This is a genomic window from Actinoplanes sp. NPDC026619, assembly GCF_040638295.1.
Taxonomy (GTDB): Bacteria; Actinomycetota; Actinomycetes; order Mycobacteriales; family Micromonosporaceae; genus Actinoplanes.
On the sequence record NZ_JBEZYA010000015.1, the window covers coordinates 250,955 to 263,111 of the forward strand.

Sequence of the window (12,157 nt, forward strand, 5' to 3'; positions counted from 1 at the left end):
GGATGGACTTCGACTCGTTCTACCGGGACACCTCCCGGCGCCTGCTGCGATACGCGTACGGGCTGACCGGGGATCCGGGCGAGGCGCAGGATCTCGTGCAGGAGGCGTACGCGCGAGCGTGGCAGCGATGGCGGCGGCTGGTCGACTACGACGAACCGGAAGCCTGGCTGCGTCTCGTGGTGAATCGGCTGGCCACCGACCGGTGGCGCCGGCTCGGCGTGCGCCGGCTGCGGGGTCTGGACGCGCCCGCGCCGGTCGAGCCCCCGTCCGAGGACGTGGTTCTGCTGGTCACCGCCATGAAGACGCTGCCCGCCGCCCATCGGCGGGCGCTCGCGCTGCACTACCTGCTGGACCGGTCGGTGGCGGAGATCGCCGCCGAGACCGGCGCATCCATCGGAACGGTGAAGTCGTGGTTGTCCCGCGGCCGGGCGGGTCTCGCCGCCGCGCTGAACATCCCGGCACTCAGGGAAGGAGCCGACCGTGCCCGCTGATCTCGACGACCTCTTCGACGCGCTCAGCCGCAACGCCGACGCGCTCCCCCTGGCCGGCGCGGCGGACGCGAAACGGCGCGGCCGGCAGCGCACCTGGACCCAGGCGGCGGTGGCCGCGGCCGCCGCGGTGGTGCTGGTCGTGGTGGGCATCGGCTTCGTCCTGCGCGACCCGCACCCGCGCGCGTCCCGTCCGGCGTCCACCCCGACGCCGTCGGTCTTCACCTACAACATCCCGGTCGTCGGCACGGTCAGCCTCGGCACGAGCCACTTCGCGCAGGCGCTCACCGCCCAGGACGGTCAGCGGGCCTACACGACCTGGGTCAGCCAGGACGACAACCGGCAGTGGGTGGTCGCCGCCGACCTGTCGACCGGCGTGCAGGCCTGGCCGGCCCACGAGATCGCCGACAAGGACCGGTCCATCGAGCAGATCCTGGTCGTACCGTCCGCCGTCCTGGTCGTCACCAAGACCTACAGCGGCGCGCTCCCCGAACGGGCGATGTACGCGTTCGACCCGGCCGACGGCGTGCCGCTGTGGCAGGACTACATCGAGGCCGGCGACTCGGTCGTCTACAGCGACCGGGCGCTGGTGCGCTCGTCCCGGTCGACCGGCGTGGTCGAGGGCCTCGACTGGCGCACCGGCGACAAGAAGTGGCAGTTCCTGCTGGAGGACGACCGGCCGGCCCGCACCGTCGGCATGCGCACGGCCGACGACGAGGAACGGATCGACATGGCCGGGCCGCGCCCCGACCTCACCGACGGCCGCGTCGTGGTGGTGACGGTGGCTGGCAAGGTGCAGGTGCGCGACGCCGGCACCGGCCTGGTCATGGCCGACGCGGCGATCCCGGCCGGCTCCGGGGACACCGTGACCGCCTACGGGGGCCGGTTGTTCAGCCACGACGAGGCCGACGACAACGGCGGCCCGCAGCACATCCGGTCGACCGACCTGACCGGCAGTGGCGCGTCGGCGATCGTTGGCACAGTCAGCGGCCGATTCCGCAGCATGGACGGCTGCGGCCCGAACCGGGTGTGCGTGATCACCTCGACCAAACAGGACGAAAAGTCCACCCTGCTCAGCGCGTTCGACGTGGTGAAACACCGGCGGTTGTGGCAGACCATCACCTCGGGCACCGGAGACCAGATCGCCTCGGCGCGCGGCCGGACGGCGCTGGGCTCGGGGTTGGGCGGCTTCGATCTGTTCGACGAGAACGGCAAAAGGATCTACACCGCGAACGTGCCCACCGGCTGGCTGGACGCGGGCACGCTGTTCGTCTATGCCCCGGACGGCACCAACCGCTGGTCCCGGTGGTCGATCGCGGACCACAAGCTCACTCCGCTCGGGCCACCGCCGAACGGAATGCTCGGCCTCTGCGCCTCGACCAGCTCATTGCTGATCTGCCCGGGCGAGAGCGGCCTGCGGATCTGGCGGGTTCGCTAGCTCCTATTTGATGACTCGGCCGCGCAGCACGATCCGCTGCGGGGCCCGCACCACCCGGAGATCGGCTCGAGGGTCGGCCTCGTAGACCACCAGGTCGGCGAGGCCGCCCTCGACCAGCCCCGGAAAGCCGAGCCATTCCCGCGCCTTCCACGAGGCGGAGGCGATGATGTCGGCGGCCGGGATCCCGGCTTCCTCCATGATCAGCATCTCCTCGGCAGCGAGTCCGTGCCGGATCCCGCCACCGGCGTCGGTCCCGATGTAGATCGGCACGCCGGCCTCGTGCGCGGCCCGCACCACGCTCGGGAACCGATCCCGCAGCGCGATCATGTGATCGGCATAGCCGGCGAACTTCTCCCGCGCCTGATCAGCGATGTTCCCGAAGGTCCGAATGTTGATCATCGTGGGCACCAGTGCGGTCCCCCGCCGGGCCATCTCGTCGATCAGGTCGAGCGAGAGCCCGGTCCCGTGTTCAACGGAGTCCACCCCGGCCTTGACCATGATCTCCACGCCCTCCTCGGAGAACGTGTGCGTGGCGGCCCGGGCCCCGGCGGCGTGCGCGGCCTCGACGGCGGCGGTCATGGTGGTGGCATCCCAGGACGGCGCAAGATCCCCGACCGACCGGTCGATCCAGTCCCCCACGATCTTGATCCAGCCGGTGCCGGCTTTGGCCTGCGCGGTGACGGTGGCCGCGACCTCCTCGGCCGGAACCTCGATCCCGACGTCCCGCAGATAGCGCCGGGGTGGCGCAACGTGACGCCCGGCCCGGACGAGCCGCGGGATCTCCACTTCGTCATCGAGTTCGGGATAGGGAAACGGCGACCCGGCATCGCGAAGCGCCAGCACCCCGGCGTCCCGGTCGGTGAAGGCAAGTTCCCGGGCCTGGTCAAGGCTGGTGATCGGCTTGGCCCCCAGGGCGATCCCAAGGTGGCAGTGCGCATCAACCAGCCCAGGAACAATGAAGCCGCCATCGCTGATGGTCTCGGCATCGGCGACCGGCTCGAAGGTAACCCGATCCCCCACAAGCCACAGATCCCGAACGTCGCCCTCAGGCAGGACCGCCCCACGCACATGAAACGCCATGGGTAATTCCTACCCGATCAGAGCGTCAGCTTCGGGTGCGGATCCGATCCCACCGCCGCCTCCACTCAGCTGTGAGCGCGGGTAGGTCGATAGTCACGGGATACGGCTCGTTCGTCGACCAGCTCGTAGCGGGGAAAGTCAGGAAGCTCGGCCAGACGATCAACGGTCCAGCCGCCGGTCATCACGGAATCGGCCCGAGAGGTAGTCATGAGTCCAATTTACCCATGACTACTAGTCTCCGGAAACCCTGTTCCGAAGGCGGGTAAGGGCGGGCAGATCGATGACAACCGAATAGGGCACTTCAGTGGTGAACAGCTTGTTCGTACTTGTCACCACGTCATAAGCGCCATCGACGCCCGGCCGAAACTCGGTGAGCACGATGCCGTCCACATCCTCGGGGTTGACAACCCAGTAGCTCTGCACGCCCGCGGCAGCATAGGCCACAACCTTCGACTTCATGTCTCTAGCACGCGAACTCGGTGACACGATCTCGAGTGCCAGCAACGCATTGTCGATCGGCACAGGGCTTCTTCGGAGCGCACTCTCCGGAATCACCACCACGTCGGGACGCAGCTCGTTGCTGCGATCGACACTAAGGGAAAGATCAGGAACGGGCGCATAGCCGGACGGACACCCGGGGCGCAGAGCCAGGACCAGTTCGACGCCCAGAATCTGATGGAAACCGGTAGGGGACGGCAAGACGAGCCTTCCGTCGATCAACTCGTAACGAAGATCCTTTGGAAGGCTCGCCAGGTCATCGACGGTCCAGTCCTGCTTCTCATCCAGCAGGCTCGGCAGCTGTAGGGCCGCAGTCATCGGGACCTCCTCAGGGGATGTCACGAGACTACCTTACCCACGACCAGTGCTGCCACCTCGCTCACTTCTTGTCGTCGTCGTCCTTCTGGGGCTTCATCAGCTTGTTGAAGTCGATGTTCGGGAGCTTGAAGCCGCCGGGGCCGCCGCCACCGCCCAGGGCGTTCGGGTCGAGGCCCGGGGGGAGCTGGGGCATGCCGCCCGGGAAGCCGCCCGGCATGGCGCCGCCGGGCATCGCGCGGGGGCGGGTCGAGCCGCTCTTGGTGCCCTTGCGCTTGTTCTTCGGGCTCTTCGTGGCCTTACGCCTAGCGCCGGGCAGGCCCATCATGCCGGTCATCTGCTTCATCATCTTCTGCGCGTCGGCGAAGCGATTGAGCAGCTGGTTGACGTCCATCACGGTGACGCCGGAACCGTTGGCGATGCGGGAGCGGCGGGAGCCGTTGAGGATCTTCGGGTTGGTGCGCTCGCCCGGGGTCATCGAGCGGATGATCGCGGTGACCTTGTCGAAGTGCGAGTCGTCGAGGTCGTCAAGCTGGGCCTTCATCTGGCCCATGCCGGGCATCATGCCGAGGATGTTGGCGATCGGGCCCATCCGGCGCACGGCGATCAGCTGGTCGAGGAAGTCCTCCAGGGTGAACTGCTCGCCACCGAGCAGCTTGGAGGTCATCTTCTCTTTCTGATCCTCGTCGAAGGCCTGCTCGGCCTGCTCGATGAGGGTCAGCACGTCGCCCATGCCGAGGATGCGGCTGGCCATCCGGTCGGGGTGGAAGAGGTCGAAGTCTTCGAGTTTCTCACCGGTGGACGCGAACAGGATGGGCTCGCCGGTCACGTGCCGGACGGAGAGCGCGGCGCCACCGCGGGCGTCGCCGTCGAGCTTGGAGAGCACCACGCCGGTGATGCCGACGCCGTCGCGGAACGCCTCGGCGGTCTGCACCGCGTCCTGGCCGACCATGGCGTCGATGACGAAGATGACCTCGTCGGGGTCGACGGCGTCGCGGATGTCGCGGGCCTGCTGCATCATCTCGGCGTCGATGCCGGTGCGGCCGGCGGTGTCGACGATGACGATGTCTTTCGCCGTGCGCTTCGCGTGCTCGATCGAGTCCTTCGCGACCTTGACCGGGTCGCCGACGCCGCTGCCGGGCTCCGGCGCGTAGACGTCGACTCCGGCCCGGCCGCCGACGACCTGCAGCTGGTTGACCGCGTTGGGGCGCTGGAGGTCGGCGGCGACGAGCATCGGCTGGTGGCCCTGGCCCTTGAGCCAGCGGGCCAGCTTGCCGGCCAGCGTCGTCTTACCGGCACCCTGCAGGCCGGCCAGCATGATCACGGTGGGCGGCGTCTTGGCGAACTGCAGGCGCCGGCCCTCGCCGCCGAGGATGGTGACGAGCTCCTCGTGGACGATCTTGATGACCTGCTGGGCCGGGTTGAGGGCCTGCGAGACCTCGGCGCCGCGGGCCCGCTCCTTCAGATTGAAGATGAAGGACTTGACCACGGGCAGCGCGACGTCCGCCTCGAGCAGCGCGAGGCGGATCTCGCGGGCGGTGGCGTCGATGTCGGCTTCGGTGAGCCGGCCCTTGCTCCGCAGCTTGTCGAAGATGCCGGAGAGGCGGCCACTCAAGGTGTCAAACACGGCAAGACTTCCCGTAGGTCAGAAGGAGCGATGCCGCAAGCCTAGCCGCCCGGGCGAATCCTTACCGGTTGCGCATCCGGTAGGTCTTCTGGGCCGCTTCGATGCGGTTCTGGGTGCGAGTGCCGGGAGCCAGCGACTTCTTGGCCTTCGAGTACAGGTAGACGCCGCCGACGACGGCCAGCGCGACCAGGATCAGGTAGAACAGCGGGCCGATGATGGCGTGCACCACCCAGCCGACCACCACGATGCCGCCGATCAGGGCCAGCAGAAACGCGAGAGCCTTGCCCATCGGGTCCTCCTCCTGGAAACGACGCCGAAGAGAGCGTCGGCCTCCACGATGCCTCAGCGAGGCAAATCTGCCCATGGGCGTTATCCCTGAGCGCACCCGTAGGGGTTGGTCACAGCCGTTTTCCCACGTCACACCGGTCAAACCGCGTATACCGGCGATATCAGGCGTCACATACGACCGCAACTTCGAGTCGAGGCAGCCGTTGAGGGTCAGTGACCACAACGGCCGGGCGGAAGGACGACGGCGTGCCGATACGGCGGATCCTGCGACACACGCCCTGGCCGGTCCGACGCCGGCTGATGGCCGGCATGCAGCACAAGCTGCTGCGCTATCTGCCGGCCGAACGCCGCCTGGCCACGGCCAGGCGGGTCGTTCCGCTGGGCAGCGGCCGGCAGCGGCGGGTCCGGGCTGGGTGGACCCGGGTGGCGGCGCGGGTCACCGAAAGAGCAACCCCGGCAGGTGTACGCCGAGAGAACCTCGACCGAGTCGTGACCGCGCTCGAGACGGCGGCCATCGACTGGTTCCGGATCCCGGTCGACTCGGTGACCGGTTCCGCTGTCGCCGTACTGGAAGATGACCGCAACCGGGTGATCGCCCTGCTCGAGACGCTGAGCGCGAGTGACGCCGGGCTGTTGGAGATCGTCCGGCCGCAGGGCCGGCACGGGCGACGTGGTCGCCGGACCGCGACCGTGCTGCGGCTGAGCCGCCCGGTGACCGACCCGGGCGGAAACCTGGTGTTCGGGCCGGAGTACGGCTGCGAGGTCGAGTTCTGGCAGGTCGTGGACGGCAACATGATCGGGCCGCGCAGCAACCCGGTCGCCGACGTGGTGCCGGTCGACGAGCCGGTGGTGGACGCGAGCGAGCACGTGTTCGGCTCGTTCAGCGCGCCGAGTGATCCGGCCTCCTACCGCACCCGCGAGATCTTCACGATGGTCAGCCCGGACCGAGTCGCGTTCCCGATCGACGTGGTCTACACCTGGGTGGACGGCGGCGACCCGGAGTGGCTCGAGCGCAAGGCGCGGGCGATGGGCGAGAACGACTGGGTCGCCGAGATCAGCGAACTGGCCACGAACGACTCGCGGTACGCCTCGCGGGACGAGCTGCGTTACTCGCTGCGCGCGCTGCACTCGTTCGCGCCCTGGGTCCGGCACATCTTCCTGGTCACCGACGGTCAGGTGCCGGCCTGGCTGGACACCACCCGGCCGGATCTGACCGTAGTCAGCCACCGGGAGATCTTCGGCGAGACCGGGCGGCTGCCGACGTTCAACTCGCAGGCCATCGAGTCCCGGCTGCACCGGATCCCGGGGCTGTCCGAGCACTTCCTCTACCTCAACGACGACGTCTTCCTGGCCCGGCCGGTGCCGCCGGAGATGTTCTTCACGCCGGGTGGGCTGACCCGGTTCTTCCCCTCCACCGCGCTGGTCGACTCGGCGCCGCGGCGGGACGACGACCCGCCGGCCAACTCGGCCGGGAAGAACAACCGGCGGCTCATCCAGCAGGCGTTCGGGCGGGTGCTGACCCGGAAGATGAAGCACACCCCGCACCCGTCGCGGCGCAGTGTGCTCGCCGAGATCGAGCTGCGCTTCGCCGAGCAGGTGGCGGCGACGGCCGAGCATCCGTTCCGGCATCCGGAGGACGTCTCGCTGCTGTCGTCGCTGCAGCAGTACTACGGCTACCTGACCGGGCGGGCGGCGCCCGGCGAGATCAAATACATGTACACCGACCTGGCCGACGCGGGGACGCCGATGCGGCTGGCCCGGGTGCTGCACGACCGGCACCTGGACGCGTTCTGCCTCAACGACACCGACTCGTCGGTGTCGGCGGCCGCCGAGCAGGCCGCGCTGCTGGGCGATTTCCTGCCGGCCTACCTGCCGTTCCCGTCGCCGTACGAGCTGGCGACCCCGCGCCCGGCGACGACCCGGCTCGAGCTGCCGCGTGGACCGGTGGTGGCCCGGCAGAGCTCGCGTTCCGCTCAGCCGCACCCGGATCAGCCGCACCCGGATCAGCCGCACCCGGATCAGCCACATCCGGACATCGCCCTGCCCGCGCAGCCGACGCCGCCGTCCGCCTCGGACTCCAGCGTCGCCTAAAGCTTCCTGACCCGAAATCTGCCGGCGAAACCGCCGGCCCCAAAGAGGGGGAAATTTCGTGACTTATGATGTCGCTGTCCTGGGACTGGGGTATGTGGGACTGCCGCTCGCGCAGCAGGCCATCCGGGCCGGCATGACCGTGCTCGGCTTCGACGTCAACGCACGCCTCGTCGACTCCCTCACCGCCGGCCGGTCGCACGTGGACGATCTCAGCGACGCCGACGTCGCCGAGATGCTGGCCGGCGGATTCCACACCACCACCGACGAGACCCTGATCGCGCGGGCGGACACCGCAGTCATCTGCGTGCCGACCCCGCTCGCCGAGGGCGACGGCCCCGACCTGCGCGCCGTCATCGGCGCCACCGAGGCGATCGGCCGCAACCTGCGCCCCGGCATGCTGGTCGTGCTCGAGTCGACCACCTACCCGGGCACCACCGACGAGGTGGTCCGGCCGCTGCTGGAGAAGCTCTCCGGGCTGACCGCCGGCATCGACTTCCACCTCGCGTTCTCGCCGGAGCGGATCGACCCGGGCAACGAGCGGTTCGGCGCCCGGAACACACCGAAGGTGGTCGGCGGCTACACGAGCGGGTGCAGCGACCGGGTGGCCGCGTTCTACGGCCGGTTCGTCGACACCGTGGTGCGCACCAAGGGCACCCGCGAGGCGGAGACCGCGAAGCTGCTGGAGAACACCTATCGGCACGTGAACATCGCGCTGGTCAACGAGATGGCCCGGTTCTGCCACGAGCTGGACATCGATCTGTGGGACGTGATCCGTGCGGCCTCGACGAAGCCGTTCGGGTTCCAGGCGTTCTACCCCGGGCCGGGCGTCGGCGGCCACTGCATCCCGATCGACCCCAACTACCTTTCGCACAACGTACGCAGCAAGCTCGGCTACCCGTTCCGCTTCGTGGAGCTGGCCCAGGAGATCAACGCGACGATGCCGGATTACGTGGCCCGGCGGGCGCAGAACCTGCTGAACGCGGACGGCCAGGCGGTGCACGGCGCCACGATCCTGATGCTCGGGGTCACCTACAAGGCGAACATCGCCGACCAGCGGGAATCGCCGGCGACGCCGCTGGCCCGGCAGCTCGCCTCACTGGGCGCGACCGTGCTCTACCACGACCCGCACGTGCCGACCTGGAAGGTCGGCGACGTCGAGATCACCCGCACCGATGACCTGGAGGGCGCGGCCGCCTCGGCCGACCTGGTGATCCTGGTGCAGCACCACCGGGAGTACGACGCGGATCACCTGGCCGGCGTGGCGAAGCGCTTCTTCGACACCCGCGGCGTGACCACCGCCCGCGAGGCACACCGCCTCTAGCTTTTGGCCGAGGGGGTCCGGCGGGCCCCCTCGGCGAACGTCCAGCGCGAGTTGAGCGTGTAGTTCAGGACCGGGATGGCCACCAGCGCCACCGCCTGCACAAAAACGAACGGCGCATGCAGGACCTCGGTGCCCAGCCACAACACCACGGTGTTGAGCGTAAAAGCGGCGGCGGTCACGGCCAGGAAGCGACCACCGGCCACCGCATGGCCGGCCTCGGAGCGAAAAACCCAGGCATGCTGCAGGCCGTACGAGACCAGGATGCTCGCGACGAATCCGGCCGTCGACGCCACCACCGGCCGGACACCCGCCCCGTTCAGAAGCAGGCCCACGCCGAAATGGGTGGCCGCGCTGGCCCCGCCGCTGACCGCATAGCGACAGAGCCGCCTCAGACCGGGACGAGCCAGTCTCTCAGTGATCGGCACGTTCGGCCCGCACCAACTGCTCCGGCACCGGCGTCGCGGCCGACTGGGCCGACTGCTCCTGCACCAGGTAACGGGGGCGGCCGCGGACCTCCTCGTGGATCCGGGCCAGGTACTCCCCGATCACGCCCAGCCCGAGCAGGATGAACGTTCCCATCACCAGCAGCAGCAGGATGACGGTGGGGAAGCCGGCCACCGAGCCGCCGCGCAGCCAGCGGTAGAGCGTCTGCGCGCCGAGCAGCACCGCGAACGCGGCGAACGCCAGGCCGACCATAGTCACCAGGTGCAGCGGCGCCGAGGTGAACGAGGTGAGCCCGTTGACGGCGAGCCGGAACAGCGAGCGGAAGGTCCAGCGCGACGCGCCGCCCTCGCGGTGGTCGATATCGACCTCGATGGTGGTGCGGCGGAAGCCGATCCAGCTCGAGGTGCCGCGGAAGAACGAGGAGTGCTCCGGCATCTTCAGCAGGGCGTCCAGCGCCGGCCGGCTGAGCAGCCGGAAGTCGGTCGCGTTGACCAGGTCGACCTTGGTGAGGCCGGTGAACGCCTGATTGAATACCTTGCCGCCGAGTCGGCCGATCAGGCCCTGCCCGGTGCGGTTGCGCTTGACCGCCTCGACCACGTGCGCGCCGTCCCGCCAGCGCTGCACCATGGCCGGGATGGCGGTAGGCGGGTGCTGCAGGTCGGAGTCGATCACCACGACGGCGTCGCCGGCGGCGTGCTCCAGTCCGGCGAGGACGGCCGGTTCCTTGCCGAAGTTGCGGGACAGCTGGATGCCGCGGACCCGGTCGTCGGCGAGGGCCTGCTGGACGATGCGGTCCCAGGAGTCGTCCGAGGAGCCGTCGTCCACCAGGACGAGCTCGTAACGCAGGCCGGCGTCGCCGAGCACGTCGGTGAGCCGGCGCACGAACCGTTCCACGCCCGGGCCCTCGTTGAAGATCGGCGCAACCACCGACACCAGGGCACTGAGCCGATTGATTCGCTCGCTCCGCTCACTCATCGCGGAGCCGTGCTGCAGAAGCGAACGCCCGCCAGCAGGATCGTGGCACGGTTGAGACTCACGTCGAAGCGCCTCAGTTCTTGCTCGTTGGGGCCCACGCCCTGGTGGTTGTTGTGGGCCGAGGTCTGGACGAAGGTGGCGCGGAGCGCGCAACGGCGGGCGTCGCCGGCCGGCGTGACGTCGAAATCGGCGACCTCCTGCGCGATCCGGTCGTGCAGGTACGGCCACGGACCGCGGGCGGCCCGGTCGCGGAAGTCCTTGTTGGCGGCGGCCGAGAGGGTTCCGGCCAGCACCAGCCCGACCAGCGCCACCACCAGGTAGCGGCGCCAGAGGACGAGCAGCAGGATGCTGCCGGCGGCCGTGGTCAGACCGCTGTCGCGCCAGCCGAGCCCGATGTCGAACCGCTGCACGTCGGCGTTGAGCGCGGCGATCGACGACGCCAGGATCAGCAACGCGACGGCGGCGAGCGCCAGGCCGTAGGTCTGCCCCCGGTCGAGGGCGGGCAGCCGGCGCAGGCCGGGCACGGTCCGCCAGGCCACCAGGGCGAGGGCGATCAGCGCCAGCACCGGGACGGCGGCCGCGACCCGCGGGAAACCGTGCGCGGCCTGCTCCCACATCAGCGGCGGCAGCCAGGACACCATCCGGCCGGGCAGGGCCGCGGGCGCCCCGGCGGGCGCGAGGTCGGAGCCCGCGTAGCAGCCGCCGTCGGCGCAGCGCAGGTAGATGATCGCGCGCACCGGCAGGAACACCGGCAGGAAGCCGGCCCAGAGCAGCACGAGGAACCGGGCATTCGGTCCCCGGAACGGCGACCGGCCGAGAACGACGCGATTCCGGACGAGCACCGCTGCCGTGGCCAGCGGGACGGCCAGGACGGCCAGCTCGTTGAACGCGGCGATCCCGGCGCCGGCCAGCACCACCAGCACGCCCGGGCGGCGGCTGCGGCACGCCCAGGCGGCGACGGCCAGCACCAGGGCGCTGGTGGCGAGGTAGAGCGCGCCGAACAGCACCGTCGTGCTCGTCCAGCCGGCCGCGACCAGGCCGGCGCCGACCGCGAACGGCAGCAGCGCCACCGGCACCGGCGGTGGCGTGGCGAACAACCGGTCACGGCGGGAGACCACCGCGGCGGCGAAGACCACGGTCGCGATGGTCAGCAGGATGGCAGAGACGAACGAGACCAGTCGCAGCCCGATGTTGGCCGGCAGGCCGAACAGCGCGGTCAGCGCGAAGACGGCCACGTCCAGGGACCATTCGGTGATCCGGCCCAGCGGCCGGAAGTTGCCCAGGTCCAGGAACGTCGGCACGGTGCTGAACGCATTGCGGACCAGCAGCCAGGGCTTGGCACCGTAGAGGCCGCCGTTGGCGTACACGTTGAATCGGTGGTCGGCCGACGGGGTGAGGGTGACCAGCGGCGCCAGCACGATCAGCGGCACCAGGACGCTGCGCAGCAGCACCGCCCGCCACTGCCGGCGCACGGGCGGCGCGGGGGTGATGGAGAGCGCCGACGGATCGGCCTCCGCGCGTGGCGGCGGGACGTTGACGATCTCGGCGGTCACGAATGAGCAACGACCACGACTTGCCGAAAGTTGCGTCAC

11 protein-coding genes are annotated in these 12,157 nt (G+C 69.7%); 4 read left to right on the plus strand and 7 right to left on the minus strand.

What is annotated here, in order from left to right; all coding sequences use genetic code 11:
• The first annotated feature begins 2 nt into the window (after positions 1-2).
• Both AB0E90_RS30360 and AB0E90_RS30365 read left to right on the plus strand, forming a co-directional pair.
• On the plus strand, positions 3-491 hold the full coding sequence (locus AB0E90_RS30360; protein WP_360413264.1) for a SigE family RNA polymerase sigma factor: 489 nt from the start codon (positions 3-5) through the stop codon (positions 489-491).
• Positions 481-1,926, plus strand: coding sequence for a PQQ-binding-like beta-propeller repeat protein (locus AB0E90_RS30365; protein WP_360413267.1), 1,446 nt, complete (start codon positions 481-483; stop codon positions 1,924-1,926). The genes AB0E90_RS30360 and AB0E90_RS30365 overlap by 11 nt, the downstream gene beginning before the upstream one ends.
• A gap of 3 nt (positions 1,927-1,929) precedes the next feature.
• On the opposite strand, the gene AB0E90_RS30370 is transcribed toward AB0E90_RS30365, so the two are convergent.
• The 4 genes from AB0E90_RS30370 to AB0E90_RS30385 form a co-directional block, all read right to left on the minus strand.
• Positions 1,930-3,006 carry an amidohydrolase family protein gene (locus AB0E90_RS30370; protein WP_360413270.1) on the minus strand — a complete coding sequence of 359 codons (1,077 nt, stop codon included), beginning with the start codon at positions 3,004-3,006 and terminating at the stop codon, positions 1,930-1,932.
• 231 nt (positions 3,007-3,237) lie between these two features.
• The gene (locus AB0E90_RS30375; protein WP_360413273.1) at positions 3,238-3,822 is read right to left on the minus strand and encodes a Uma2 family endonuclease; all 585 of its coding nucleotides are present in this window, start codon (positions 3,820-3,822) and stop codon (positions 3,238-3,240) included.
• Positions 3,823-3,883: 61 nt separating this feature from the next.
• Positions 3,884-5,446, minus strand: coding sequence for a signal recognition particle protein (gene ffh / locus AB0E90_RS30380; protein ID WP_360413276.1), 1,563 nt, complete (start codon positions 5,444-5,446; stop codon positions 3,884-3,886).
• 61 nt (positions 5,447-5,507) lie between these two features.
• Entirely contained in the window at positions 5,508-5,735 is a 228-nt protein-coding gene (locus AB0E90_RS30385) for a hypothetical protein (RefSeq protein WP_360413279.1), read from the minus strand.
• 245 nt (positions 5,736-5,980) lie between these two features.
• Here AB0E90_RS30385 and AB0E90_RS30390 point away from each other — a divergent pair, with 245 nt between their 5' ends.
• Together AB0E90_RS30390 and AB0E90_RS30395 are read left to right on the plus strand one after the other, a co-directional pair.
• Positions 5,981-7,825, plus strand: a complete 1,845-nt coding sequence (locus AB0E90_RS30390) for a stealth family protein (RefSeq protein ID WP_360413282.1) — start codon at positions 5,981-5,983, stop codon at positions 7,823-7,825.
• Positions 7,826-7,883: 58 nt separating this feature from the next.
• Positions 7,884-9,146 (plus strand): nucleotide sugar dehydrogenase, encoded by a 1,263-nt coding sequence (locus AB0E90_RS30395; protein WP_360413285.1) that lies wholly within the window; start codon positions 7,884-7,886, stop codon positions 9,144-9,146.
• On the opposite strand, the gene AB0E90_RS30400 is transcribed toward AB0E90_RS30395, so the two are convergent.
• The 3 genes from AB0E90_RS30400 to AB0E90_RS30410 are packed head-to-tail and all read right to left on the minus strand — an operon-like array spanning position 9,143 to position 12,118.
• Complete coding sequence (locus AB0E90_RS30400; protein WP_360413288.1) at positions 9,143-9,571, minus strand: GtrA family protein; 429 nt, start codon at positions 9,569-9,571, stop codon at positions 9,143-9,145. The two genes, AB0E90_RS30395 and AB0E90_RS30400, sit on opposite strands and share 4 nt — an antisense overlap.
• Positions 9,558-10,565 carry a glycosyltransferase family 2 protein gene (locus tag AB0E90_RS30405; protein ID WP_360413291.1) on the minus strand — a complete coding sequence of 336 codons (1,008 nt, stop codon included), beginning with the start codon at positions 10,563-10,565 and terminating at the stop codon, positions 9,558-9,560. The genes AB0E90_RS30400 and AB0E90_RS30405 overlap by 14 nt, the downstream gene beginning before the upstream one ends.
• Entirely contained in the window at positions 10,562-12,118 is a 1,557-nt protein-coding gene (locus AB0E90_RS30410; protein WP_360413294.1) for a hypothetical protein, read from the minus strand. The genes AB0E90_RS30405 and AB0E90_RS30410 overlap by 4 nt, the downstream gene beginning before the upstream one ends.
• Positions 12,119-12,157 lie beyond the last annotated feature (39 nt).

Coding starts and splice junctions, on each gene's coding strand:
- AB0E90_RS30385 (WP_360413279.1), bottom strand. CDS start 5,735: ATGGGCAAGGCTCTCGCGTTTCTGCTGGCCCTGATCGGCGGCATCGTG.
- AB0E90_RS30405 (WP_360413291.1), bottom strand. CDS start 10,565: ATGAGTGAGCGGAGCGAGCGAATCAATCGGCTCAGTGCCCTGGTGTCG.
- AB0E90_RS30370 (WP_360413270.1), bottom strand. CDS start 3,006: ATGGCGTTTCATGTGCGTGGGGCGGTCCTGCCTGAGGGCGACGTTCGG.
- AB0E90_RS30375 (WP_360413273.1), bottom strand. CDS start 3,822: ATGACTGCGGCCCTACAGCTGCCGAGCCTGCTGGATGAGAAGCAGGAC.
- AB0E90_RS30360 (WP_360413264.1), top strand. CDS start 3: ATGGACTTCGACTCGTTCTACCGGGACACCTCCCGGCGCCTGCTGCGA.